This window comes from Neptunomonas qingdaonensis (genome assembly GCF_900113275.1).
In the GTDB taxonomy this organism is placed as follows: Bacteria; Pseudomonadota; Gammaproteobacteria; order Pseudomonadales; family Balneatricaceae; genus Neptunomonas; species Neptunomonas qingdaonensis.
In genome coordinates, this window is record NZ_FOOU01000008.1 from 127,087 (window position 1) to 152,382 (window position 25,296).

Sequence of the window (25,296 nt, forward strand, 5' to 3'; positions counted from 1 at the left end):
CTGACTATTTAACAGGTTATTAATAATTCGATAAGCGCTATCTGTTTTTGATCACTTATACGCGCTCAAGCAGTGCAGCAATACCCTGACCACCACCGATACACATAGTAACTACAGCATAACGTCCTTCAACGCGTTGCAATTCATACAGTGCTTTAACAGTGATAATGGCACCAGTCGCACCAATGGGGTGACCCAAAGAGATACCAGATCCGTTAGGGTTTACTTTGTCTGCAGGCAGGTCAAGGTCGCGCGCTACAGCCAGTGCCTGAGCTGCAAATGCTTCGTTTACTTCCCATACATCGATATCAGCTACCGTTAGGCCCGCTTCGTCAAGCAGTTTGCGAACGGCAGGTATCGGGCCAATACCCATGTACTTGGGTTCAACCCCTGCAAATGAGTAGCCAGCCAGGCGTGCCATTGGTTTCAGGCCACGAGACTGAGCTTCATCAGCACTCATCATTGTTACAACCGCAGCAGCATCGTTCAGACCTGATGCGTTACCTGCTGTTACGCTACCCTCACGCTTAAATGCAGGGCGTAACTTAGTCATGTCTTCTAATTTACAGCCTTTACGGGTGTGCTCATCGGTATCGAAGAAAGTGCTGCCATTACGGCTTTTCAACTCAATCGGCAGAATCTGCTCTTTAAAGCGACCCGATGTTGTAGCTGCTTCAGCGCGTTGATGGCTGAGGGTAGCCAGTGCATCCTGGTCTTCGCGACTGATATTCCATTTTTCTGCTACGTTTTCAGCAGTGATGCCCATGTGCGTATCTTCAAACGGGCAGGTAAGCGCGCCGACCATCGCATCAAGAACCTCAGTGTCTCCCATACGCTGACCAAATCGAGCGCTTGGAATCCAATACTGTGAACGACTCATTACCTCAGCACCACCAGCTACTGCTGCTTTACAGTGGCCCAGTTGAATTTGCTGAGCAGCGGTAATAATAGCTTGTAAGCCACTACCACAAAGGCGGTTTACGGTTAAACCCGGTGTTTCATGTGGTAAGCCGCCGTTAACGGCAGCAACGCGGCCTATATACATATCGCGGCGTTCAGTGTGGATTACATTACCAATAACACTGTGCCCAAAACCGGCAGGCTCGACACCAGAACGTTTAACAGCTTCTTCAACGACGGCTGCTGCTAACTCACAAGGAGTTTTTGTTTTCAGACTACCACCGAAACCGCCTATGGCTGTACGTACGCCACTTAAAAAAACGACATCATGCTGACTCATACCCTACTTTCCTTTTTTTAAAATAGTTACAACTGTCATTACAACAGTAGTTACAACATTAATTTCAATTCTGACTTGGGGGAAATCTACTCAGATGCAATGAACATAAACCATATCTGCACGAGGAGTTATAGTGTTCTATAGACAATTGGTTTAATTTTTAGACTATAGAGTAATACTCATGGGGGAATATATAGGTGTTTTATGACAAGGCTGATATTTATGAGTATATTTGCAGCTGTCTGATGCAGTATTAAGGGCCGGAGATTGAAGAATAAGTTAATAGTTACCTTAACGACCATGCGGGGTTCGCGGCAGTACTCTCTGGGACAAATGGCTCGGTATCTGCTAGTGTTATTTGTTATCCTGTCAGCAGTGAGCTTTTTTATTTCAAATTGGTTGTTGGTAAAAACCACTGATGATTTAGCACTCCTGGAAGAAGATCATGAACAGCTGAATGATCAGTATGAGATGATGCTGGGTACGCAAAATCTTTATAAAAATGAGTTAGACCAGTTGAGTGTTTCGTTGTCCAGAGTTGCTAGTCAACGAGATAAGTTACAAGCTGAGAATATCCGCATGGGCGATAAGCTCTATGAGGGTAATAACCGTCTGGGAGAGCTGAGTGCGACACTTGATGCGAGCTTGAATGGTTTAGAAACGTTATTGAATGTCGAACCCTCAGGTGATATGTCACCAGAAAGGTTGGAGTCATTAACCATGATGGCGAATCAGCGCTTGTTTATGCTGAATAGTATTCCTAATGGTTTGCCTATTCAGGCTATGCGGATTAATGATAGCTATGGTATGCGGATGCACCCTATTCATAAGAAACGTGTCATGCATCGGGGTATAGATTATAAAGCCGAAAAAGGGACGCCCGTATATTCCACGGCCGATGGTGTGGTTGAGTATGCGGGGAATAGGGGGGATGGTTATGGTGTGCAGGTTGTGATCTTGCATGGCTTTGGATTTAAAACCAACTATAGCCATTTGAATAATACCGAAGTGAGCAGCGGTGAATTTGTTCATAAAGGACAAAAAATTGCAGAGAGTGGCAATACGGGTAGATCAACGGGAGCTCACCTGCATTACGAGGTAAGGCACCTCTACTCGACTCTCAATCCGGCACCTTTTGTGGCATGGAATATAGCTAACTTTGATTCAATTTTTACAACAGTGAAGAGTGTGAAATGGGCTTCCTTAAAAAATCTGTATCCTCTAAATCAAACCATTCAGCCTTAACCATTATTGCTGATGGTAATAAGCTTTCCGGCGAAATGAATATCGTTGGTAAAATGCATATCGATGGGGTATTTGAAGGGAATATCAATTCTCTTGATAATATTTCAATTGGGGCAACGGGCCATGTGTCGGGCGTAATAAAAGCTAAACATATGACAGTGACTGGTTTGCTGGAAGGTGAGGTGGTTTGTGATGAACTGCATATTGAAAAAGGCGGAAGAGTGCGGGCAACGGTTCTCAGCAAGGTGATGAGTATTGATCCTTTAGGTTGCTTTCAGGGTGAGCGCAGAGAAAATGCAGGCCCGGCTTATCCCGCGGTTAAGGCTCTTGATTATGAATCAGGCGTTGATGCGATTGATTCACTGCCTGACAAAATTACACTGCAATCATCTGAAAAACCGGCTTCTTAATCTATGTGTGAATTGCTGGGTATGAGTGCCAATGTTCCGACCGATATTTGCTTTAGCTTTAGTGGTTTGATGCAAAGGGGAGGAGGTACCGGGCCACATCGGGATGGTTGGGGAATCGCTTTTTATGAAGGAAAAGGTGTGCGCTCTTTCCATGATCCGGAGCCCAGTTGCGATTCCGTTATTGCGAATCTTGTTAAAAACCATCCGATCAAGAGTTTGGTGGTCATTAGTCATATCCGACAAGCAAATGTCGGTTCAGTTTGTTTGGAAAATACGCATCCTTTTATCAGGGAGTTATGGGGCTATAGCTGGTCATTTGCTCATAACGGCCAGCTGGATAAACGCTTATTTGATTTGCCGTTAACTTTTTATCGCCCTGTAGGCACGACTGATAGCGAGTATGCTTTTTGCTGGTTATTAGGCCAGATACGCCTCGAGTTTCCTGACCGTCCGGATACTTCTGATCAATTAACAACGTTTATTCATCAATGCTGCGAACAGTTGAGGGCATTCGGTGTCTTTAATATGTTGTTGTCTGAGTCTCAGTATTTATTGGCCTACTGCACTACAAAGCTATCCTGGTTGACCAGAAGTGCCCCATTTGGCGAAGCCAGCCTTAAAGATGATGATATGACGGTTGATTTTTGTACGCAAACAACTGACAAAGATATCGTTACCGTGGTGGCAACGGAGCCTTTAACCGACAACGAAGCATGGATTGCAATAAAAACAGGTGAGCTGGTTGTGTTTCGAAAAGGACTGGATCAGACGCACCGATTATCGCCCGATGGTGATGAGATTTCGTTTTGAATAGAGGTTGTGAATAATAGAGGTTGTGAATAAAAGGATCGCTGTGATCAGGCGTGATTGGTTAAACCGATGTCATGAGTGGGTTGAAGTAAATTGAATCAGACAAGTGATTTGCCCGTATCGACCATTACTGAATTGTTGGCTTTTTCTTGTAGGCGTTACTCCCATCATCCGGCATTTACGCATGCCGGTGCAACGCTGACTTACCACGAACTGGACCGTCTCAGCGGGCTGTTTTCCAGCTATCTTTTGCATCATTCCTGTTTGGTTAAAGGTGATCGCATCGCCTTGCTATTGCCGAATTTACTGCAATTTCCGGTTGTTTTCTTTGGTGCATTAAGGGCTGGTCTGGTTGTGGTTAATATTAATCCTCAATTTACGGCATATGAATTACAGCATCAGCTAAATGACAGTGGTGCTAAAGCGGCGGTAGTGCTTTCTAATCTGACCGAAAGTCTCTCTGAAATTATTCACTTCACAGAATTAAAAGAGGTGATTGTTACCAATGTGGTTGATCTGCACTCGCCACTCGTGCGTTGCTGGAGTTGGCTTGCTGGTGGGTGGAAGCAACAACAGTGGGAGTGGGGGAGTAGCGTTACAACGACCCGCTTGAGAAAAGCGTTAAAGTTAGGTGAAGCTAAAGCGTGGCAGAATATTAACGCTGCGCCTGATGATTTGGCGTTGTTGCAATATACTGGCGGCACCACCGGTGTGTCCAAAGGCGTGATGCTTCAGCATCGTCAGTTAATTGCCAATATGCAGCAAATTAATGATGTCTTAAAGAAGGTAGTGATCCCCGGTAGTGAAGTCGTTTGCGCGCCACTGCCTATTTATCATATATATTCTCTGACATTTCATTGTTTGGTGATGTTATCCCGGGGAAGCCATATGGTGTTAATCCCTAACCCTCGGGACCTTGACTCCTTTGTTGCGGAGTTTGCAAAGTATCCGATTAGCATTTTTGCGGGCCTTAATACACTGTTTGTCAGCTTATGCCAGCATCCGGCTTTTATTCAATTAGATTTTGAAAATTTAAAACTGACCTTTTCAGGTGGCGCCGCTTTGACTCAATCTGCGGCGCGTGATTGGCAGGCGGTTACTGGCTGTGAGATTCTGGAGGGGTACGGGTTAACTGAGGCCTCACCTGTGGTATCTGCTAACAGGCCATACTCGGTTGTCTCGCAGACGGTCGGTAAACCGTTACGTGACACCTGTGTTAAAATACTGGGTGAAGAGGGTGAGGTGCTCACCTATGGAGAAACGGGTGAATTATGGGTGAAAGGGCCGCAGGTCATGCAGGGGTACTGGAAAAAACCAGAGGATACACGTCAGGTTTTGCTGGACGGCTGGTTGCAGACCGGAGATATCGCCAGAATGGATCGGCAAGGAAATATCCGGATTGTTGATAGAAAAAAAGATATGATCAATGTTTCAGGATTTGCTGTATACCCCAATGAATTAGAAAAAGTGATTAGTTGTCATCCGGATGTGCTCGAATGCGCTGCAATCGGCATTCCTGATGATGTTGTGGGGGAGCATATCAAGCTATATGTAGTGTCCTCTAATCAGCGTTTATCCATTCGTGATGTCAGGGACTATTGTCGTGAGCGTTTAACGTCTTATAAAGTACCCCGTCTGGTCGAGTTCAGGCGGTGCTTGCCTCACAATGCTGTCGGTAAAGTGTTGCGACGTCAGCTCAGAGAAGAAGAGTTCAGTGCTTTGCAACACCCCAAACATGGTCGCCATCTTTAATCGATCCTCCTTTTGTAATCGATACTCCTTTATAAAATAGCTAATGTGAATTCAGTGAAAGACGATACTCAACGATTTTCTGCGTTATTTAAACTCCTTGATAATTGTCTGACTGCAGACCGTGCAAGGTTGCAGCATGCCATCAGTAAAATGGCGGAACGTGCAAAAAAAGATCAGCCTGTAGATAAAATGCAGCGTGATATTGAGGCAAAAATAGACGCAAGTCAGATGGCTGTTCAGCGAAGGCAGGCGTTGATTGGTGATATTAGCTATCCGCCGCTGCCCGTTTCTGAGCGTAAAGAAGAGATAAAAGATGCTATCAGTCAGCATCAGGTCGTGGTGATTGCCGGTGAGACCGGCTCAGGGAAAACGACACAGTTACCAAAAATCTGCCTTGAGCTGGGTTATGGCGCGCAAGGGTTGATCGGGCATACACAGCCCCGTCGTCTGGCTGCACGTACCGTAGCGACCCGCATTGCCGAAGAGCTGCACTCACAGGTAGGTGCTAAGGTGGGTTATCAGGTTCGGTTTACCGACCTGGTCAGTGAAGATTCGCTGATAAAACTGATGACCGATGGTATTTTGCTGGCAGAAACACAGCATGATCCTTTGTTATCTAAGTATCAGGTCATCATTATCGATGAGGCGCATGAGAGAAGTCTGAATATTGATTTCCTGTTGGGGTATCTCAGGCGTATCTTGCCGCAAAGGCCAGACCTTAAGTTGATTATTACCTCGGCCACCATCGATTTGCAGCGGTTTTCTGAGCATTTTGGAAAGGCGCCTGTTATCGAAGTGTCAGGTCGGACTTACCCTGTTGAAACCTTATATCGGCCATTACTCGGTGGAAGTGATGGTGAGACTGAGGGTAAGGAAAAAGAAGATTCGCAGGACAGAACTCTGCAGCAAGGTATTTATGATGCTGTTGAGGAGATTATTGGCCTCGATAAAGCCGCTAAACGAAGTGGTGCCAGGGATGTTCTGATCTTCTTGAGTGGAGAAAGAGAGATCAGGGAGACCGCTGAAATACTGCGCAAAGCCCAGTTACGTGATACCGAGGTAATGCCTTTATATGCCCGATTGAGTGTTTCAGAACAGAATAAGATTTTTCAGGGAGCGCGGAGTGCCGGACGGCGCATTGTGCTGGCTACCAATGTGGCGGAAACGTCGGTTACCGTGCCGAATATCCGTTATGTGATTGATACCGGTGTCGCGCGAATTTCCCGCTATAGCTATCGCTCTAAAGTGCAGCGCTTACCCATAGAGGCCATTTCACAGGCGAGTGCCAACCAGCGTGCAGGTCGGTGCGGCCGTGTCGCTGAAGGTGTGTGTATTCGTCTTTATAGTGAAGATGATTTTAAACAGCGGCCGGCCTTTACGGATGCCGAGATTCAACGCACTAATCTGGCCGCTGTTATATTACAGATGTTGAATCTGAAGCTAGGCAGTATTGCCGATTTTCCCTTTATTGATCCACCGGATAGTCGTTTTATCAGTGATGGGTTCAAACTGTTAGAAGAGTTGGGTGCTGTTAATCCTCGGCGTCAGATGACAGGGCTAGGTAGAAAGCTGAGTCAGTTGCCGGTGGACCCGCGCATTGGACGGATGATTCTTGAAGCGGAAAAACAGGGCGCGTTAAAAGAGGTGCTGGTTATTGCCAGTGCATTGAGTACCCAGGACCCCCGTGAACGGCCTCTCGATAAACAGCAGGCGGCAGACGAAAAGCATAAGCAATACACAGATGATCAATCAGATTTCGTCACTATGCTGAATTTATGGCAGCATTATGAAACTCAGCGACAGGAGCTTTCGCAGAACCAGTTGCGTAAGTACTGTCAGCAGAATTTTCTTTCGTTTATGCGGATGCGGGAATGGCGCGATGTTCATCGTCAGCTGCACCTTGCTGCAAAACAGTTGGGTTTAAAAGAGATCACTGAACCTGCGGGCTATCGGGAACTGCATGTCTCTTTATTAGCGGGATTATTAAGTCATATCGGCTTTAAGCAGGAAAATAAAGAGTTTCTCGGTGCCCGCAATCGTCGCTTTCATATTTTTCCTGCATCGGCCTTATTTAAGAAGCCGCCAAAGTGGGTCATGGCAGCAGAGCTGGTTGAAACGACCAAGCTGTATGCGCGCATGCTGGCGCGTATCGAGCCTGAATGGGCGGAGCCGTTAGCGGCTCATCTGGTTAAACGTGCCTATCTGGAACCCGCATGGCATAAAAAGCGCGCGCAGGTCGTGGCAACGGAGCAGGTGTCCTTGTATGGATTACTGATTGTGCCTAAGCGCTTAGTGCATTATGGCGTGATTGACCCTGAAGTGTCTCATCAGATATTTATTCGCTCGGCGCTGGTTGAAGGTGATTTTGAGACAAAAGGTGCTTTTTTTAAGCACAACCAAGGTTTGCTGGCACATATTGAAACATTAGAGGCTAAGTCGCGTCGTAAAGATCTGCTGGTGGATGAAGAAACACTGTATGACTTCTATGCAGAAAAATTTATAGAACATAATGGCGCGCATATTGTTAACGGCGCTGGCTTTGAAAAATGGCGCAAAGGCATTGAATCCCAACAAGCTGATGCGCTTTATCTGACTGAAAAAGATCTGCTGCAGCGCTCAGCCTCACATGTGTCTAAGGGAGATTATCCTGATGAGTTTCTGTGGAAGGGGGTAAAACTTCGCTTAAGTTATCATTTTGAGCCGGGTTGTGTTGATGATGGCGTATCCCTTTCTGTGCCGCTGGCGCTGCTCAAGCAACTCCCTGTAAAAAGACTGGAGTGGCTGGTGCCCGGCATGATTAAAGAAAAATATGTGGCGTTGTTGAAAGGCTTGCCGAAACAGCGCCGCAAGAATTTTGTTCCGGTACCGGACTATGCGGAGGCATTAGCGGAAGCCGTGGTATTTGCTGAAGGCGATCTGTATGAGGCGATGGCGCATCAATTGTTACGTATGAGTGGGCTCCGCTTAGCGCCATCTGAGCTCGGTGACGTGCAGTTAGATGATCACTATCGTATTAATATAAAGTTAATAGATGACAAGGGTGTGCTTGTCGCACAAAGCAGAGACTGGAATTATTTGTGTGAGCATTATGGCGCTCACTCAGACGCCGCTATAAAAGAAGGCCCTGAAGACAGCTGGGGAAGAAAAGGAATAACCGAATGGGATTTCGGAGAATGGGTCGAAAAGGTCCAGCTGCGCCAGGCGGGAGGTATTCTGATTGATGCCTGGCCGATGCTGGTTGACCGACAAGACAGTGTTGAGCTGATGCTGGCAATGAGCAAAGCAGAAGCCCTGCAGTGTTCGGTTCAGGGTTTTACACGCCTGGCCATGTTAGCGATGGGGCCGCAAATTCGTGCCTCCAGGGTGAAAATACCTCATCTTAACGAAAGTTTATTGCTGGCCAGTAAGATTTTTTCAAAAAAAGAGTTCGAAGAAAATATCATCCGTCAGGCGGTAAAGTGTGCAATGGGTTTAGATGCTGAAATGGGTGAGGGCTTAGATAAGCGTTTGCCAAAATCAAAGCAAGAATTTGCTGCGAGAGTCAAAACCGCAAAAGCAGAGTTGAATGACAGAGTGCAGTCGTTGTCGCAGCTTATCTATACTATTCATCAGCAGTATCACGCTATTATGAAGCAGTTAAACAGTAAGGTATCATTAGAGACGGTGATCATTCTCAATGATATAAAAAGCCAGCTCGGGCACTTAATCTACAAAAACTATATATCCACTATCTCGTGGTCTGAATTGTCCCAATACACAAGATATATGCAAGCGATTCAGATACGCCTTGAAAAATTCGCACGTGAACTTCCTCGCCAACGAATACTAAGTGATCAATTGCAGCAGTTATGGACAGCCTATCAGACTCTGTATGAACAGAAGAAAAAGCTCGGTGTAGGTGATACAATATGGATAGAAGAATTGAACCGATACCGTTGGTATTTAGAGGAGTATCGGATCTCGCTTTTTGCTCAACAGGTCGGCACATTAGAAAGTGTTTCTGAGAAAAGAGTAAAGCAACGCTGGAAAGAGATTCTGTCTGAATCAGATCAATAAAATATTAAATTTTAACTTTTTATTGATCGTGGAAACTTTTAAAAGGTTGCGATGTCCGCTCTGCTGTGTTGTAATGCGCACAATTTAAATGTGTGCAGAGATTAGTGCGTTAAGACGGATCTTGCAAACGGATTATTGAAAACACTGTAGCTAGTAATGGAAACAGTGAAGACAAATTGATAGACATATGAAATAAAAGTGAAAAAAACACTTTCATATGTTTGAAATATTATTAATTTATAGTACTTTCTTAAATGTCACTGTTCTAAAAAAGGGCAGGCATTAAGAAAAACTAGAATTCACTACTAGTATATTGAATCTTGAAGGGGAAATATTGATGAAAAAGTCACTGATCGCTCTAGCTGTTGCTGGTGCTCTGACTGCTCCAATGGTTGCACAAGCTGACGCTACACTTTACGGTTCTTTGCGTTTGAAAGCTGTTGCAGCAGATAAAAAGGACTTTAACGTTGCTGATAACAGTTCACGTATCGGTATCAAAGGTTCTGTTGATACTAACATCGATGGCGTTAAAGCTATCTATCATGGTGAGTGGAAAGTTGGTAACAACGATGACGCTTCTTTTGGTGATGGTCGTCTGGCTTATGTTGGTTTGACAGGTGGTTTCGGTACTGCTGCAATCGGTCAGCAATGGACTCCTGAATACAGCTTCGCAACTGGAACTGTAGATATTCTGGATGGTAACTCTACTGCTTTGACTGTAGATGTTTTCCGTTCACCTAACGTGATCTCTTACGTTACTCCTAACATGGGCGGTTTCTCAGGTGCGTTGGCTGTAGTTGCTGACTCTGATGCTGGTAACAACGGTGAAGATGTTGATTCTTATCACGTTGCTGCTAAATACTCTGTAGCTGGCTTCACTGCTGCTGCATCTTTCATTGATGACGCTTCTGATGATGATGAAGACAGAACTGCTGTATCTGTAGCTTATGCTGCTGATGCTCTGTATGTTGCTCTGTTGTGGCAGGATCGCGATGCTGTAAAATACGAAGATGATAGCTATGAGTTAGCTGCTTCTTACGCTTTCGGTGATACTTCATTGATCGGTAACTATGCTTCAGAAGGCGATGCTAGCGGTTATGGTCTTGAAGTTCAGCATAAACTGGGCAAGCAGGCTCGTGTATTTGCTAACTACTTAGACGTAAATGACGATGCAGCTGCATCTAACTTTGCTCAGAAAGCTGATACTTTCTCTACTGGTTTACGCGTAGATTTCTAATCTTAATTTAGATTAGCATTTCTCTTAAAAGGCTCCTTCGGGAGTCTTTTTGCGTTTTATCAATATTTGATAAGTGTTTGATTTTATTTTGCAGTACAGTGCCTTACAATTAAGGTTTACCCGTATCAGGATGCGACGATGTTCAGAAAGCAAGCAGCGTGTTTGGGGTGTAGTCTTGCCCTTGTTATATCTTTTTATAGTTCAGGTGTAAGTGCGAATATTGAATCTGATCCCTGGGAAGGTATAAACAGAAGTATTTATCAGTTTAATAAAAAGATTGATAGTGCTTTTGTTAAGCCGCTTGCTCAAGGTTATCATGCAGTTACTCCCGACATTATCGAGACCGGCGTGCATAACTTTTTCTCTAATCTGGGTGATGTGACTTCATTAGCTAACAATATCCTGCAGCTTAAGCTGGATGCTTCGCTTACCGATTTTTCCCGTATTGTCTTTAATAGCACCTTTGGCTTGGCTGGCTTGATTGATGTCGCGACCCCCATGGGGTTGAAAAGCGCCGAAGAAGATTTTGGTCAGACGCTGGGTTACTGGGGTATTACATCCGGTCCGTATGTCGTTTTACCTTTATTGGGCCCTAGTTCTGTGCGTGATGGTCTGGCTAAAATTCCTGACAGTAGTATAAATCTGTGGGCTGACGAAGTAGATCATATTCCTACGCGTAACAGTGGTTATGCTGCCGAGTTGTTAGATAAGCGAGTAGGGCTGTTTTCGGTAGAAAAACTGATTAGCGGTGATGAGTATGGTTTTGTTCGTGATGCTTATTTACAACAACGTGAGTTTGAAGTGAAAGATGGTCAGATGGATGGCACGTTTAATCAGGACGATTTTTAGCGATATTAAAGTCTGGTCAGATTAAACTAGTATTTATGACAAATTATTTATCAGGCATACAGCTGTTTGGCTTTAGGCAACAAGACTTATCTTTAATCAGATCAGTGCTTAGTAGCGCGGGTCTTGATGGGCCCGGTATTGAAGCGCTGGATAACGTGATGCCCGAGGCAGGCTTGCTGTTTAAAAATTTTGGCATCTATGTATTGTCTGTGTCTGATCGGATTGATTTTGAACATCTGAAATCCCTGGCTGGAGATGATGGGCGATTTCCGATTATCGTGATATTGCATCAAAACAGTACGCCCTCGGTGATAGACGCATTAAGAGCTGGTGCTGATGATGTGTTTTATATAGAAAGCCTGCAGGTAGAATCTCCTGATTTTATAAACTCTATACAGCTAAAACTTAATCGTTGTCGCTTACTTTACGAGCGCCTGGTTTATCGTGAAGGGCTTGAAGCCTCGTTAGAAGAGTTAAAAGATGATCAGTATGCTGCGTTTCAGGTACAAAGTCGTTTGCTTCCTGCCGCGCAGCAGGTGATTCACGATATTGAATATCAATTCAGCATTACTCCGTCACTTATTGTTAGCGGTGATTTTGTAGATGTGGTGCCCATTAGCGATGAGCTGACGCTTTTTTACCTGGCTGATGTTTCAGGTCATGGTGCTTCCTCTGCTTTAGTTACTGTGTTGCTGAAGAATATTACCAGTCGTCTGTTGCGAAATTTTAAGCGCCGCTCCAGTTATGATATTTTATCTCCCCTTGAGACGCTGACTCGCTTTAATACAGAGATATATGCATTAGGACTCGATAAGCATCTGACAATCTTTTGTGGCTTGATCAATCAGCCAGAGAATACTCTGACATATGCGGTAGGGGGGCATCACCCTATGCCTGTTTATAAGTCCCCGGAAAAACTAATGGTGCTTGAAGGACGAGGTATGCCTGTCGGTTTGTTTACAGATGCCGTGTTTGTTGAGAAGCAAATAGTATTGGATAAAAACTTTTCACTCTATCTGTTTTCTGACGGGGTTTTGGAGTTGTTACCGCAAAGCTCTATTATTGAAAAAGAAAAGGCTTTGTTAGATTGGTTGGATGCTACTAACGTCAATTTTTCGGCGCTCAAATCTCATATATTTGAAGGTAATAAACATTTGGAACAGTATCCTGATGATATTGCCATTATGTCAGTCTCGAGAGTTATATTATGAACCAGGGTTCTATTCATTATGCGCTTCTTGATAATCACTATGTGATTAAATTTACCGGTGAAGTCCGTCTGACGCAGTGCTCTTCTCTGGGGGCCCATATTGAAAAGGTAATATCCTCGGATGAATGTGAGCACGTATTAGTCGATGTAACAGAAGCTACCTGTCTTGATAGTACCACCCTTGGGTTGATTGCCAAGTTGGCTGTACGCGCTAAAAACAGGGGCTTGCCTGCTCCGATGGTGGTGTCTACTCATGATGATGTGACGCGAACATTATTAAGCATGGGGTTTGACCAGATTTTTGTTTTTCTGGATGTATTGCCGTTAACGCAATACGAGTTAATACAGGTGCCTTTAATACAAGAGTCGGCTGAACAGATGCAGCAACGTATTATTAAAGCGCATAAAGTGCTCATGTCGTTAAATGATTCAAATTATGAAGCGTTCAATAGTTTGATTGCCGCATTAGAGGAAAAATAGGACTTATTCCTATATATTCGATTTCTCAGCTCTGTAGAATAGCCGTTGTCAGGGATGCAGCAGGGAGGTTGAATTTCAATTGGAATTGTACATCTGACCATCATTTCAGGATAGATATGGTGCTTTACATGGATGTGAATAAGGGCTCATTGCAGGATGCATCAGAGCCCTTAACCTTTTAAAGATCAGATAACACTTTTTCTAACTTAACCTGATCCGCTGCGAAATTTCTAATCCCTTCCGCCAGTTTCTCCGTTGCCATCGCATCTTCGTTCATGAGCCAGCGAAAAGTCATTTCATCACTGTCCGGTATAGCAATATCTGATGTCGCGGTGCTTTCACTGAGTTGTTGTATTAATGGCGCGTTAGTTTTTTCCAGCTCGCTCATAAGCTGAGGGCTGATGGTCAATCTGTCGCAGCCTGAAAGACACTGGATTTCAGTGATATTGCGAAAGCTTGCTCCCATAACAATTGTTTTATAGCCATTCGCTTTATAAAAGTTATAGATACTTGAAACTGAAATGACGCCAGGGTCTAGCTCAGCAGAATAATCTTGTTCAGGTTGATTGGCTTTATACCAGTCTAAAATTCTGCCGACAAAAGGTGATATCAGGTAAGCCCCGGCATCAGCACAGGCGGCCGCTTGTGCAAAACTGAAGAGTAAGGTCAGGTTGCAATTAATGCCTTCCTTTTCCAGTATTCGGGCCGCTTGTATGCCTTCCCAGGTTGAAGCGATTTTTATTAAAATGCGATCATTGCTGATACCCGCATCATTGTATAAGCGTATTAATTGGTACGCTTGTTCAACGGTTGCTTCAGTATTAAAAGATAAGCGGGCATCAACTTCTGTTGAAATTCTTCCCGGGATAACTTTAAGGATCTCAAGGCCAATTAATACACTCAGTTTTTGTGTCATTAAAGAGAGCTGAGTTTGCGGGTCTTGGCTTTGTGCGCTTGCCCATGATTTGGCTTGGTTAAGTAAAGGGGCGTATATAGGTAAGCCAGCCGCTTTAAGTAGTAATGAAGGGTTGGTTGTTGCATCGACGGGTGTGAACTGGCCGATAGCTTCTATGTCACCGGTATCGGCAACCACGGTGGTCATTGATTTGAGTTGCTGTAGCTGGTTTTCCATGGGTTGGATTTCCATAAATTATTATTCGTAAGTTAACTGAATTCTTTGATTTTCGTCAGTGCCTGCTGAATGACATCAACACCCGCGCCCCGTTTATAAGCCTGTTCACTAATCAGACGGCGGAATTGTTTGCCTCCGGGCATACCATGAAATATGCCTAGTATATGACGAGAAATGTGATTTAGGTAAACATCCTGTTTAAGTTGTTCCTCAATGTAAGGCAGATAGGCCTCAACCGCCTCCAGGCGTTTAATAACAGCTTGGTCGGCGCCATATATGCTACGGTCTACATCGGCCAGTATATAGGGATTTTGGTAGGCTTCCCGTCCCATCATGACGCCATCGATATGCTCAAGGTGAGACTGAGATTCCTGCAGTGTTTTTACGCCGCCATTAAGGATAATCTCAAGCTCTGGAAATGCCTGTTTTAGCTGATAGACTCTCTCATATTGTAACGGCGGAACATCTCTGTTTTGCTTCGGGCTGAGTCCCTGCAGTACTGCTTTGCGGGCGTGTACAATAAAGGTAGTGCAGCCGGATCTCTTTACCGTATCGACAAAATGATGCAGGTGCTCATCGCTATCCAGATCATCAATACCCAGCCGATGCTTAATCGTCACGGGAATAGTCACAGCGTCGAGCATGGCAGACATGCAGTCCCGCACTTTTTCGGGATACTCCATTAAACAGGCGCCAATCATGTTGTTCTGAACACGATCACTGGGGCAACCGACATTCAGATTGACCTCATCATAGCCATATTCTTGTGCCATACGAGCACACTTTGCAAGGTCTGCAGGATCACTTCCGCCAAGTTGTAAAGCCACCGGGTGCTCGCCTTCGTTATAGGCCAGATGACGGTGTTTATCACCAAAAATTAATGCACCCGAGGTCACCATTTCTGAATAAAGCACGCTGTTTTTAGACAGGATGCGATGAAACATCCGACAGTGTTTATCGGTCCAGTCCATCATGGGCGCTACACTGAAGCGTCTATCCAGAGTATCCCTCGTAGTTGTTGTCTTTGCGGCTGTTTCTATTGTATTTTTCAATGGTCTGTTTTTGTCTGAAATTGGTTATTTTGGGTGTTTTGGGTTAGTCAGGCTACGCACAATGCCACATGAAATTGTTTAGCACTGGCTCTTTAGCACTGGCTCTTTAGCACTGGCTCTTTAACAGAGGACAATGCATAGCGACTATTTCTGCCCGCAAGCGTAAAGATAAATTTGTTTCGTATGCTGTTCAAATTCGTATCCGCACAGATGACAGGATTATATATCAACAGGCGCAAACATTCGATCAGCGTAGGATGCCTGTACGTAAGATGCCTGTATATAGAGAGCGTAAGCGTGAGGCATATATTAGTGCGGTTGGGATTGAGTCTTTGGCGGGTAGCTTTTCTACAGACTATGCGGGTTATCGTTATGTTGATGCAGTGCCACTCAGTATTGAGCAAAAACGTGGAAGTGCAGCTTCGGGCTTAAGAATGGAATATACAAGCCCTGCTAATGCAAAAACGAATAGCAGGGCTTAGAGGGATCAGATAGAACGGTTAGCGCTGGTCGAAATCGACAACAACTTTATCTGAAATAGGGTGTGCCTGGCAGCTAAGAATGTAACCGGCTTCGATCTCATGTTTCTCAAGACCGTGAGTGATGTCCATATCGACTTCACCTTCCATTAGCTTACATTTGCAGGTAGAGCACACGCCTGCTTTACAGGCGTAAGGTAGCTCCATGCCATTAGCCATGCCGGCATCCAGAATATTGGAGCCAACAGTCGCCAGTTCAAACATGATTGAACGGCCATCAGCAACAACAGTTACTTTGCTGAGCTTCTCTTCTCCAAAGTCCTCAATACGCTTCTGGGCTTTGTCCAGAATCTTCTGAGAGTCGGCTGATGAGTTAGCAAACAGCTCGTAGTGGATCTGGTCGTCGCTCAAGCCTTCCATGCGGAAGCCGCGAGAGATTTCAGACATCATAGATTCAGGCCCGCAGATAAAGGCCTCATCTGTGTTCTTGATATTGATCAGCCCGCTTTTCTGTAAAGCGTAGCCTTTTTTGTTATCCAGGCGACCGTTCAGCAGGTCAGCTCCCTGATCTTCAAAGTCCATGATATTGATCCACTGGAAGCGATCCATATAACGGTTTTTGACGAAGTTCAGTTCTTCTTTAAACATCACTGAGTTGCTGCGACGGTTACCGTAGAGCAAGGTAACACGGCTGTTTGGCTCAACGTCTAACACAGATTTAATGATCGAGATCATTGGCGTTATGCCAGAGCCTACCGCGATACACATGTAGTTCTTGGCATTATCGGCTTTTAGCTCGGTATGGAAGCTACCCTGTGGCGGCATAACTTCAATTTCATCACCTGCTTTAAAAGTATCATTGGCAAAGTTTGAGAACTTACCATCTTTAACACGCTTGATACCTACACGCATATGCCCGTCGTTAATACCTGAGCATATTGAATATGAGCGACGCACATCTTCACCGTCGATCATGGCTTTAATCGTCAGAAACTGACCTTGGATAAATGTAAATTTTTCTTTCAGAGCTTCTGGAACATCGAATGTTACACAGATAGCCGTATCCGTTTCCGGTTGTACGTCAGCTATCTTCAATGTGTAGAAATTGGTGTCAGACATCGCTTCACCTATATCTTTTTAAAATAGTCAAATGGCTCACTGCAATCATTGCATTGGAACAGTGCTTTGCAGGCCGTAGAGCCAAACTCACTGATCCTGCGAGTATTTCTGGAACCACAATGTGGGCATTGGGCATGCGCTTCGGGTGTTAAACCGTCTTCACAAAGATCGGCATCTTCAGATGGCGCAATGCCATATTCGCGAAGATTTTTGCGTCCTTGTGGCGACATCCACTCTGAACTCCAGGCAGGCGAGAGTATGGTTTTTATAACCACCTCGTTATACCCCGCTTTGTTCAGCGCTGTTTCTACATCACTGGTGATGGTGTCCATTGCAGGACAGCCGGAGTAGGTGGGAGTGATCGTCACTACCACCTGATTTCCGTTGCGCTCTACATCACGTAAAATGCCCAGATCCCAAATACTCAGTACAGGTACCTCAGGATCTTTTACTTCATCGAGAATATCCCAGAGCTCTTTTACTTCTGCTTTGTTGCGTTGTTGCAGACGTTGATACTCTTCGTCTGGCATCAGTGAGATCTCTTTCATCATCAATTACCACTGGCAACCGGGGTGGGAGCGGTGCACAATCTGCAGCTCGGTCAGCATGTGACCCAGATTTTCAGTGTGATAACCGGTGCGTCCGCCACGTACAGCCCAACTGTCTTCAGGCACTGTTATCGTTGACTCAGTGAGAATAGCACTGACATCTTTGTGCCATTGATCACGTAGTTTGGAGACATCAACGCCGATACCGTTGTCCGCTAATAATTGCTCGGTTTCATCCATATCGAACATCTCATGGGTATAGCCCCATAGCTGGTCAGCGGCTTTCTGAGTGCGTTTATGGCTTTCTTCAGTCCCGTCTCCCAGGCGGTGAACCCAGTCCCGGCTCCGGCGTACGTGGTACTTGGTTTCTTTGATCGCTTTTGCAGCAACCGCGGCAATTCTTTCATCTTTGGATTTTACAAGCTCAGGTAGTACCAGGCTGTAGTAGACATCAGCAAATAGCTGGCGGATCTGCGAATAAGCAAAGTCACCACGCGGCATCTCCAGCAATAGCAGATTACGGTAGTCGCGATCGCTGCGCATATAGGCGAAATCATCTTCGGTACGGCCATCTGCAGCAAGTTCTGCTGCATAGGTGTAGAACATACGTGCACGGCCTACGTAATCTAATGCTACGTTGGCGTAAGCGATATCCTCTTCTAAAAACGGAGCATAGCTTACCCATTCTGAAATGCGGTGTCCCAGTACCAGAGAATCGTCACCTAAACGGGTCACATATTCCAGTGTGGCTGCTTTTATTGCATCACTCATCTTAAATAGTCCTCACTGAATTACATGTTGTTAACGGGGTCAGGCAGCACATAATAAGTCGCATGACGGTAGGGTTTGTCGTCAGAAGGATCATAAAAGCTTTCAGCATCATCTTCCTGGGAAGCGCAGATGTCGTTTGATTTCACCACCCAGATGCTAACGCCTTCGCTTCGACGCGTGTAGCAGTCGCGCGCATATTCAAGCGCCTGAGCGTGATCTTCTGCGTGCAGGCTACCTACGTGTTTATGATCAAGGCCACGCTTTGAGCGGATAAATACTTCAAACAGTTCTAGTTTTTCAGTTGTCATGTCAAATACCTCTTACGCCACGTTTTTTATTTTATTGGCATTTTTTTTGTCGTTATATGCAGTAATAGCGTCACGTACCCAAGCGCCTTCTTCGTGAGCGGCAACATGATGCTCAATACGCTGACGGTTACAGTGACCATTTCCGTTAATGACGCTGTAAAACTCTTCCCAGTCAATGTCACCATGATCGTAATGGCCACGCTCTTCATTCCATTTGATCGCAGGATCCGGGTGCGCTAATCCCAAAAATTCTATCTGTGGGACTGTTTGGTCGATAAATTTCTGGCGTAAGTCATCATTGGTTTCACGTTTGATCTTCCATTCCATCGATTTGGCAGAATGTGCTGATTCAGAATCGTGAGGACCAAACATCATCAGTGCTGGCCAATAGAAACGGTTTAAAGAATCCTGTGCCATCTGTTTCTGTTCAGGAGAACCTTTTGCCAATGCGAGCAGCGCTTCATAACCCTGACGCTGATGGAAACTTTCTTCTTTACAGATGCGGATCATGGCGCGTGCATAAGGGCCGTAAGAAGTCCGCTGCAGAGATACCTGGTTTACAATGGCAGCACCATCAACCAGCCAGCCAATAGCACCTACATCGCCCCAGGTTAGGGTGGGGTAGTTAAAAATGGATGCATATTTGGCCGTGCCTTGTTGCAAGGCTTCGATCATTTCTGCACGAGTAATGCCAAGCGTTTCAGTAGCGCTGTAAAGGTAAAGTCCATGACCTGCTTCATCCTGTACCTTGGATAGCAGAACGGCTTTACGACGCAAGGAAGGTGCACGGGTAATCCAGTTTCCTTCAGGCTGCATGCCGATCACTTCAGAGTGAGCGTGTTGAGACATCTGACGGATAACATTTTTACGGTAAGCATCCGGCATCCAATCCTTGGGTTCGATTTTATCTTCAGCGTTGATCTTACGCATGAAATTTTGTTCTTCTGGCGTCATTATTCTGCTCTCCGGTGTTCTGGTTCGTTTTTCAGGCTACGAGTTTTTTTTATTGTCTTCATAGCAGGCGCATCAATCAGTCTTTCTGTTAAGAATAAATGTACCTCGAAATATTTTAAAATGATACATAAAATTACTAAAAAATATGTTTTATTGTATCGCTTTGTCGCTTTTTATTGTCCGATACCACTACTCATAATACTTAAGGCGATACTTAAGGTAATAGTTAAGGTGATACTTAGGGTGATAGTTAAGGCACTGTAAAAGCGCGAAATTCAGGATGGATTTCTAATCGAACGGCACGCAAATGACCTGAAGTGTTGATCTGAACGCATGCTCAGCATGAGGGTGGGGTGTCGGCGGGGACGCTGTTTGTTAATTAAAGCGAGAGATTAGCGGGGTGGGGTGCTGATACTATAGTTTGCCCAGAAGGTGCGGGCTGTCTGAAATAATACTGTCGACGCCCATTGCCCGGAGTTGCTGAGCGGACTCAGGATCGTTACAGGTGTAGACGACTAGTTGATACCCTGCTGCTTTTATTGATTGGGCTTGAGCCGGGGTTAGATGTAGCCAGTCACAATGAAGACTGATGGCGTTAAGTTCCACCAGCGTGCTGTGCCAGTGATCATCAATCTGTTCGTATAGTGGGCCAATGGCTTGCTGTTTATCCTGTTGTCGGTATATGCGTAACATATCATGATCAAAACTACTGATGAGTAGTGGTTTGTTGCTTTTCCAGAATTTCCTGATAAGGGGGCGGATTAAACTGACGGTTTTGCAAGGTGCAACTCCGGCCTGTGCTTTCAACTCAAGATTCAGTCCCATATTGAAGCCAGATAACAGTGTTAATGCCTGCGCTAATGTGGGCATGGGCTCTGCTGCAAATTCTTCAGAAAACCAGCTACCGGCATCTAATTTGATCAGGTCATCTTTATTGATAGTGAGTAAAGGGCCCTGGCCATTACTACAGCGGTTTAAGGTATCGTCATGACAAAGCACCACGGTATCATCACCCAGAATACTGGCATCGGCTTCTATCCATTCTATCTGGTGTTGATGAGCCAATGTAATCGAAGCCAGTGTATTTTCCGGTGCTAGTGATGCCAGCCCCCGGTGACCGATAATTGCACTTAGCTTCATATGTCTGCGCCTCCAGTCATTAATCAGGAATTTAGTTTAGGCACTTTTTAACTTCAACAGCGTCGGCTTCAGCATAATGTTGCGATTGATTTTACCGCTATCCTGTTCGTTAGTCTGCGGCGTTTTGCCACATTTTTAAACAGATTAGTCGTTGCTAAAATCCTTTTTCTAATATTGAGAGGCGAAGGGTTTGAAAAGTCAGTGGAAGATGTTTTATATGTGTTGTTCGGTAGTATCAGTGGGTGTTCAGGTAAGTGTGCAGGCGGATGAAAGCCCCCTATTTGTTGAAGTCACTCGTGGAGCCTTGCTTGATACATCGGTTAGCACCTTCACATCTGAGTCGGTTGCTCAGAAGCCCGGTTCTGATATGGCGGAGCTGTTACGCTCAGTTAATGGGGTATCAGGCACCCGAATGGGCGGGCGTGCGATTGACCCTATTATTCGTGGTCAACAGGCAACTCAGTTAAATGTTCTGCTGGACGGCGCTTATCTTCATGGGGGCTGTCCAAATAGAATGGATCCGCCAACGACATATGCCTCGGGCGATAGCTATGACTTAGTAACTTTGTTCAAAGGAAGTCAGACGGTCTTATATGGTAGTGGTGGTAGTGGTGGAACGCTGGTTTTATCCCGGCATAAGCCAGTCTTTAATGAGCAGGGATATGCCGCTACAGTGACGGGTGTTGCGCGTAGTAATGGAGAAGGAGGAACCTTGTCCGCTGACGTGGCTACTGGTAATGATCAAGGTTATTTTCGCTTTAAAGGTGAAGTTGCCGATATGGATAGCTATGAGGATGGTAATGGCGATATTGTGCGCTCAGCCTATCGATCTCGTGCCGCAGCGCTGATCGTGGGAGCGCAGCTCGGTGAAAATACTGATTTGACCATGAGCTATGACCGTAACGAAGAACGAGATGTGTTGTTTGCCGGTGCAAATATGGATTCACCTGAGTCGAATGCGGATATTTATCGCGTCAAACTTGAACATCGTTTTGATAGTGGGACTATTCAGCAGATGAAAGCTGAGTTATTTCAGAGCAATGTTGACCATCTGATGGACAGTTATTCGCTCAGAGATAAGGTGGCAGGTATGTATGCACCGAGTAGCTCAGATACCCGCGGCGGGCGTGTCATCTTTGATGGCTGGTTGGGTGCGCATCAGGCCTCGTTTGGCGCGGACTATCAAAGTAATACGCGCAATGGCTTGGTTTACAGTTATCCGGCGAATATGCCAATGGGGCAGTTATGGCCGGATGTGACGATTGAACAAGTAGGGGTTTTTGGCGAGGTGAACCGCACTTTGTCTGCCAGGAACCGTGTGAAGTTAGGTCTGCGTTACGATTATATTACGGCTGATGTGAATAATGAAAATGACGTCTTTATGATGAATCAGACGGCGGCAACGCTTTATGGCGCAACACCTGAACAGCAACGTGAGTATAACATCGCTGGTTTTACCAGCTGGCAGCATCAGCTTAATCAAAATTACCAATTGGAAATGACTGCTTCGCGTAGCGTGCGCACGGCAGATGCGACTGAGCGTTATATGGCAAAAAGTAATTGGGTTGGTAACCCCTGGTTAGCACCGGAAAAACATCATCAGCTTGAATGGGTTTTGAGTAACACGGATAAGTCTCCGTGGTCACTGTCGGCCTATTACAACCGTATCGATGATTACATTCTGCGTTACCGGGACAGTTCGATAGAACGTTATCGTAATGTAGAAGCGGAGATATATGGCGTTGAGTTTGAACATCAACACCGGCTAAATGCGCAGTGGTTATTGAACAGCAGTCTTAGCTATACGCTAGGGAATAATCTGGATACTGGCGAACCATTATCGCGGATTTCACCACTGACCGCGCGCCTACAGGCTTTGTATCAGTCGGGTCAATGGGGCGCGGGCATCACTAGTAGTCTTGTTGCCTCTCAGAGCGAGGTTTGTCTGGCATCATCGGATTGTGCAGGTTTAGATGTCACTCCAACATCAGGATATGGGTTGGTGGATCTGTTTGCTGATTACCGACTATCACCGGCTGTAACGCTAGCTGCTGGTATCGATAATGTGTTTGATAAAACATACCGTGTGCATGAAAGCCGTGATGATGTGTTTGATCCAACGCCGCTGCAGGTGAACGAGCCGGGTCGATCTGTCTGGATGAAGTTATCAGGCAAATTCTAAGCCTGAGTTTAAATCTGAATATAAGTCCGGGCATCAATCTCTGGTATTTCGGGGCTTTTTTCGGGACTTTTTTAGGGCCTATGTAGAATAGGCCCGGTCATGACGGTATCGATACTTTTTATGTTAACTCTATATTTATATCCGGTATTTTAATAAGAATAAGCAACACTAAACGAGCCGTAGCTTTGAGCATCTTCCTGTCCTTTAAATTCTTTAGTGCGATAGACCTGTGCGTAGGATACTTTCCATTTGTTATAAACACCGGCAATGCCGAAGGCCGCATCAGCGACCAGGTACTTTTTATCCACAGAGTGGCTGTCGCGAACAGAGTTGCCATCAAGAAATATATTATGTGCAACTAAACGACTATCTATCGAAATAAAAGTGTGGACTCCCCAGCCTTGACGTAAGCGAGGATCCTGATTTCCCGGTGCACTGTTATCACCGCCCGGGCGTAATGAAGAGGTACCGAAATCATCCGGCAGGCGAACACCAAAACGTATTTCGGCGCCGGTATTAGCATACGTGGCGACGTTGCCAAGGCTTGCACCATAGTGGGTGATAATATCATATCCAAAACGGCCAAAAATCGGTTTCTTAGCTAATCGACGCTTGTTCTCCCATACCAGTTGAATCCCAGGCTCGTTTTGTAACTGGTTATCCCATCCCTGAAAGAGTGCTATATCGCGGGCGCGGTGAACCATATCCTGGGCTTCTTGCCCAAGTGCGGCGGGCCCTACGACACCTAGGTTCACTTCTACCGAGTTTAGTCTGTTCTTGGTTTTGGCGTGATAACCAAACCCAGCATAGAGCCAGCCCGCATATGGGCGGTCACTCGGGTCGAGGGTGGTTCGTTCACGATCTTCAGGTGTGTACATCTGTTGGCCAATCGTAAAAACGAGATTACGGTTGACGCCATCTTTTATGTTTTCTGGATCAGGGTACAGAGGCGTAAACCAGTAGTTGACTTCACGTAACCATGCCGGAAGCTGTGGGTCATACAGATAAGTATCAATATCAGGAGATACCCAGGCGAGTCTGAGACCATTGGTGTAGCTTTGATCGGTATCGGCGAACAGATCATTTTCAAAATAGAGATTGAGGGTCCAGGGTGCGGCCGTGACGGGTGCTGTGTATACATACAAAGCCAGCAGTGCTAGTAAATTTTTAAGTTTCATTTCAGAAGAGTAGTTTAGGCTCAGGGCGCCGGGTTAAGAGTCGCCAGGTGATTAGAAAAAGGAATATAAATACTCCCAAGGTTACTTGAGATAAGGTAAACCCCAATAGATGCCAGCTATTATCCAAGCAGTCGTGTTGTTCTGCCAGCAATATATGAACATCTGATAAAAAAGGTAACGAAGCCGTTAGTGTTTCTATACCGGCATTGCAGGCAGTCGGGCTTGCAAGCTGAAACGATTCCAGCCAGATATGTCGCCCTGCAGCGGCTAACCCTGAGAGGGACAGAAGCCAGGTTAAAAGAGCATAAAAACGTTGGCCAAAAGTCCATGGATTGTGGACAAATGCGATAAAAAACAAAACGCTCATACATAACAAGCACAAGCGGACGATACTGCACAGTGAGCAATTAATAGAGCTGAGCTGTTGTTCCAGGGCAATGGAAGCGTATGAAAGCGCAGAGCCGGTTAAAAAGAAACCTGCCAAATTTAACCTTCGGTAAGAGAGCAACGCGTTATCAATTTTTTGTTTCACGAGCTGGCCTGCGCAAGACTAATATTATTTTTTTTGCAATCTGTTACTACTTTTGTATCCATTTGCCTTGTGGGTTTTGCAGAAAAGCACCTTTTTGTGCGTTATCGTAAAGGCGCTGCCCGATGCGTATCTCAATAATTTCCAACGCTACGCCCGCTTTGGTGGCGATATCCATATAGGCTGCTTTACGTTTTGTATTAATCTCATTGATGAGGCGCCGGGTATCGCTGTTGGGTGACGGGCTGACACTGGCGAGGTAGCCGCTGGGTGTTTCACCGACAAGCCCTTTTGATTGAGCTTCATCCAGCGATAGTGCCCATGCCGGTGTCGCTATGATAAGGAAGCTCAGAATAAGCCTGCTCAGGAGTTTACGTGTTATTGGTTTCATCATGGTGACTCCTAGAATAGGTCGCTCTTATCGTTTAAAAGGCCATCAATCTCACGATCAACCTTGATCAGAATCTTATGCTCAATTTTCACATTAAGATTGATGTTAATAGGCTCGTTGGGCACAGCCACCTGAACTTTAGGTGAGCAGCCTATTAGCAGGCTGCTGCTCATTAGCAGCCCGGCGAGAAGCGTCATATTTGGTTGCATGAGGAGGTTTCCTTC

At 45.4% G+C, this 25,296-nt stretch carries 24 protein-coding genes; 11 read left to right on the forward strand and 13 right to left on the reverse strand.

The annotated features are described in order from the left end of the window. Positions 1 to 55: 55 nt before the first annotated feature. A complete protein-coding gene (bktB, locus tag BM099_RS12715) occupies positions 56 to 1,240 on the reverse strand; it encodes a beta-ketothiolase BktB (protein WP_090728499.1) in 1,185 nt (394 codons plus the stop codon). Between the two features lie 267 nt (positions 1,241 to 1,507). Between bktB and BM099_RS12720 the strand changes: the two genes are divergently transcribed. From BM099_RS12720 to BM099_RS12760, 9 genes are all read left to right on the forward strand, one after another. Then, on the forward strand, positions 1,508 to 2,485 hold the full coding sequence (locus tag BM099_RS12720) for a M23 family metallopeptidase (RefSeq protein ID WP_090728500.1): 978 nt from the start codon (positions 1,508 to 1,510) through the stop codon (positions 2,483 to 2,485). Further along, positions 2,434 to 2,895 carry a bactofilin family protein gene (locus tag BM099_RS12725; RefSeq protein WP_090728501.1) on the forward strand — a complete coding sequence of 154 codons (462 nt, stop codon included), beginning with the start codon at positions 2,434 to 2,436 and terminating at the stop codon, positions 2,893 to 2,895. Before BM099_RS12720 ends, BM099_RS12725 begins: the two co-directional genes overlap by 52 nt. Before the next feature lie 3 nt (positions 2,896 to 2,898). Then, positions 2,899 to 3,705 (forward strand): class II glutamine amidotransferase, encoded by an 807-nt coding sequence (locus BM099_RS12730; RefSeq protein ID WP_090728502.1) that lies wholly within the window; start codon positions 2,899 to 2,901, stop codon positions 3,703 to 3,705. A 93-nt stretch (positions 3,706 to 3,798) separates the two neighbouring features. After that, positions 3,799 to 5,457, forward strand: coding sequence for an AMP-binding protein (locus tag BM099_RS12735; RefSeq protein WP_198064155.1), 1,659 nt, complete (start codon positions 3,799 to 3,801; stop codon positions 5,455 to 5,457). Positions 5,458 to 5,511: 54 nt separating this feature from the next. Next, a complete protein-coding gene (gene hrpA, locus BM099_RS12740; RefSeq protein ID WP_090728503.1) occupies positions 5,512 to 9,513 on the forward strand; it encodes an ATP-dependent RNA helicase HrpA in 4,002 nt (1,333 codons plus the stop codon). 337 nt (positions 9,514 to 9,850) lie between these two features. Next, a complete protein-coding gene (locus tag BM099_RS12745) occupies positions 9,851 to 10,750 on the forward strand; it encodes a porin (RefSeq protein WP_090728504.1) in 900 nt (299 codons plus the stop codon). Between the two features lie 138 nt (positions 10,751 to 10,888). Continuing rightward, positions 10,889 to 11,599: an MlaA family lipoprotein gene (locus BM099_RS12750; RefSeq protein ID WP_090728505.1), complete on the forward strand. Its 711-nt coding sequence runs from the start codon at positions 10,889 to 10,891 to the stop codon at positions 11,597 to 11,599. Positions 11,600 to 11,634: 35 nt separating this feature from the next. Then, positions 11,635 to 12,810, forward strand: coding sequence for a PP2C family protein-serine/threonine phosphatase (locus BM099_RS12755; RefSeq protein WP_090728506.1), 1,176 nt, complete (start codon positions 11,635 to 11,637; stop codon positions 12,808 to 12,810). Next, positions 12,807 to 13,289: an STAS domain-containing protein gene (locus BM099_RS12760; RefSeq protein WP_090728507.1), complete on the forward strand. Its 483-nt coding sequence runs from the start codon at positions 12,807 to 12,809 to the stop codon at positions 13,287 to 13,289. Before BM099_RS12755 ends, BM099_RS12760 begins: the two co-directional genes overlap by 4 nt. 178 nt (positions 13,290 to 13,467) lie before the next feature. Here BM099_RS12760 and tal read toward each other — a convergent pair whose 3' ends face one another. Next, positions 13,468 to 14,421, reverse strand: coding sequence for a transaldolase (tal, locus tag BM099_RS12765; protein ID WP_090728508.1), 954 nt, complete (start codon positions 14,419 to 14,421; stop codon positions 13,468 to 13,470). A gap of 32 nt (positions 14,422 to 14,453) precedes the next feature. Beyond that, complete coding sequence (dusA, locus tag BM099_RS12770; protein WP_090728509.1) at positions 14,454 to 15,473, reverse strand: tRNA dihydrouridine(20/20a) synthase DusA; 1,020 nt, start codon at positions 15,471 to 15,473, stop codon at positions 14,454 to 14,456. Between the two features lie 257 nt (positions 15,474 to 15,730). On the opposite strand from dusA, the gene BM099_RS12775 reads away from it, so the two are divergent. Further along, complete coding sequence (locus tag BM099_RS12775) at positions 15,731 to 15,955, forward strand: hypothetical protein (protein ID WP_090728510.1); 225 nt, start codon at positions 15,731 to 15,733, stop codon at positions 15,953 to 15,955. An 18-nt stretch (positions 15,956 to 15,973) separates the two neighbouring features. On the opposite strand, the gene paaE is transcribed toward BM099_RS12775, so the two are convergent. The 6 genes from paaE to BM099_RS12805 form a co-directional block, all read right to left on the reverse strand. Then, the gene (gene paaE / locus BM099_RS12780; RefSeq protein WP_090728511.1) at positions 15,974 to 17,071 is read right to left on the reverse strand and encodes a 1,2-phenylacetyl-CoA epoxidase subunit PaaE; all 1,098 of its coding nucleotides are present in this window, start codon (positions 17,069 to 17,071) and stop codon (positions 15,974 to 15,976) included. A gap of 8 nt (positions 17,072 to 17,079) precedes the next feature. Further along, entirely contained in the window at positions 17,080 to 17,619 is a 540-nt protein-coding gene (gene paaD / locus BM099_RS12785; RefSeq protein ID WP_090728548.1) for a 1,2-phenylacetyl-CoA epoxidase subunit PaaD, read from the reverse strand. Between the two features lie 6 nt (positions 17,620 to 17,625). Then, complete coding sequence (gene paaC / locus BM099_RS12790; protein WP_090728512.1) at positions 17,626 to 18,390, reverse strand: 1,2-phenylacetyl-CoA epoxidase subunit PaaC; 765 nt, start codon at positions 18,388 to 18,390, stop codon at positions 17,626 to 17,628. 20 nt (positions 18,391 to 18,410) lie between these two features. Beyond that, on the reverse strand, positions 18,411 to 18,698 hold the full coding sequence (gene paaB / locus BM099_RS12795) for a 1,2-phenylacetyl-CoA epoxidase subunit PaaB (RefSeq protein WP_090728513.1): 288 nt from the start codon (positions 18,696 to 18,698) through the stop codon (positions 18,411 to 18,413). Between the two features lie 12 nt (positions 18,699 to 18,710). Next, positions 18,711 to 19,652: a 1,2-phenylacetyl-CoA epoxidase subunit PaaA gene (gene paaA / locus BM099_RS12800; protein WP_090728514.1), complete on the reverse strand. Its 942-nt coding sequence runs from the start codon at positions 19,650 to 19,652 to the stop codon at positions 18,711 to 18,713. A 414-nt stretch (positions 19,653 to 20,066) separates the two neighbouring features. After that, entirely contained in the window at positions 20,067 to 20,792 is a 726-nt protein-coding gene (locus BM099_RS12805; RefSeq protein ID WP_090728515.1) for a glycerophosphodiester phosphodiesterase family protein, read from the reverse strand. Between the two features lie 190 nt (positions 20,793 to 20,982). Here BM099_RS12805 and BM099_RS12810 point away from each other — a divergent pair, with 190 nt between their 5' ends. Continuing rightward, positions 20,983 to 22,974: a TonB-dependent receptor domain-containing protein gene (locus BM099_RS12810; protein WP_143083771.1), complete on the forward strand. Its 1,992-nt coding sequence runs from the start codon at positions 20,983 to 20,985 to the stop codon at positions 22,972 to 22,974. 149 nt (positions 22,975 to 23,123) lie between these two features. On the opposite strand, the gene BM099_RS12815 is transcribed toward BM099_RS12810, so the two are convergent. The 4 genes from BM099_RS12815 to BM099_RS12830 are packed head-to-tail and all read right to left on the reverse strand — an operon-like array spanning position 23,124 to position 25,281. Beyond that, on the reverse strand, positions 23,124 to 24,152 hold the full coding sequence (locus BM099_RS12815; protein WP_090728517.1) for a lipid A deacylase LpxR family protein: 1,029 nt from the start codon (positions 24,150 to 24,152) through the stop codon (positions 23,124 to 23,126). A 1-nt stretch (position 24,153) separates the two neighbouring features. Continuing rightward, positions 24,154 to 24,684 (reverse strand): disulfide bond formation protein B, encoded by a 531-nt coding sequence (locus tag BM099_RS12820; protein ID WP_090728518.1) that lies wholly within the window; start codon positions 24,682 to 24,684, stop codon positions 24,154 to 24,156. A 46-nt stretch (positions 24,685 to 24,730) separates the two neighbouring features. Next, positions 24,731 to 25,075, reverse strand: coding sequence for a YdbL family probable chaperone protein (locus BM099_RS12825; protein WP_090728519.1), 345 nt, complete (start codon positions 25,073 to 25,075; stop codon positions 24,731 to 24,733). A gap of 8 nt (positions 25,076 to 25,083) precedes the next feature. After that, positions 25,084 to 25,281: a YnbE family lipoprotein gene (locus BM099_RS12830; protein WP_218150144.1), complete on the reverse strand. Its 198-nt coding sequence runs from the start codon at positions 25,279 to 25,281 to the stop codon at positions 25,084 to 25,086. Positions 25,282 to 25,296 lie beyond the last annotated feature (15 nt).

Coding starts and splice junctions, on each gene's coding strand:
- BM099_RS12760 (WP_090728507.1), top strand. CDS start 12,807: ATGAACCAGGGTTCTATTCATTATGCGCTTCTTGATAATCACTATGTG.
- BM099_RS12730 (WP_090728502.1), top strand. CDS start 2,899: ATGTGTGAATTGCTGGGTATGAGTGCCAATGTTCCGACCGATATTTGC.
- BM099_RS12750 (WP_090728505.1), top strand. CDS start 10,889: ATGTTCAGAAAGCAAGCAGCGTGTTTGGGGTGTAGTCTTGCCCTTGTT.
- paaB (WP_090728513.1), bottom strand. CDS start 18,698: ATGACAACTGAAAAACTAGAACTGTTTGAAGTATTTATCCGCTCAAAG.
- BM099_RS12755 (WP_090728506.1), top strand. CDS start 11,635: ATGACAAATTATTTATCAGGCATACAGCTGTTTGGCTTTAGGCAACAA.
- BM099_RS12825 (WP_090728519.1), bottom strand. CDS start 25,075: ATGATGAAACCAATAACACGTAAACTCCTGAGCAGGCTTATTCTGAGC.
- paaD (WP_090728548.1), bottom strand. CDS start 17,619: ATGAAAGAGATCTCACTGATGCCAGACGAAGAGTATCAACGTCTGCAA.
- bktB (WP_090728499.1), bottom strand. CDS start 1,240: ATGAGTCAGCATGATGTCGTTTTTTTAAGTGGCGTACGTACAGCCATA.
- BM099_RS12775 (WP_090728510.1), top strand. CDS start 15,731: ATGCCTGTACGTAAGATGCCTGTATATAGAGAGCGTAAGCGTGAGGCA.
- BM099_RS12725 (WP_090728501.1), top strand. CDS start 2,434: ATGGGCTTCCTTAAAAAATCTGTATCCTCTAAATCAAACCATTCAGCC.
- BM099_RS12805 (WP_090728515.1), bottom strand. CDS start 20,792: ATGAAGCTAAGTGCAATTATCGGTCACCGGGGGCTGGCATCACTAGCA.
- paaA (WP_090728514.1), bottom strand. CDS start 19,652: ATGACGCCAGAAGAACAAAATTTCATGCGTAAGATCAACGCTGAAGAT.
- paaE (WP_090728511.1), bottom strand. CDS start 17,071: ATGTCTGACACCAATTTCTACACATTGAAGATAGCTGACGTACAACCG.
- BM099_RS12815 (WP_090728517.1), bottom strand. CDS start 24,152: ATGAAACTTAAAAATTTACTAGCACTGCTGGCTTTGTATGTATACACA.
- BM099_RS12745 (WP_090728504.1), top strand. CDS start 9,851: ATGAAAAAGTCACTGATCGCTCTAGCTGTTGCTGGTGCTCTGACTGCT.
- tal (WP_090728508.1), bottom strand. CDS start 14,421: ATGGAAAACCAGCTACAGCAACTCAAATCAATGACCACCGTGGTTGCC.
- paaC (WP_090728512.1), bottom strand. CDS start 18,390: ATGAGTGATGCAATAAAAGCAGCCACACTGGAATATGTGACCCGTTTA.
- BM099_RS12830 (WP_218150144.1), bottom strand. CDS start 25,281: ATGCAACCAAATATGACGCTTCTCGCCGGGCTGCTAATGAGCAGCAGC.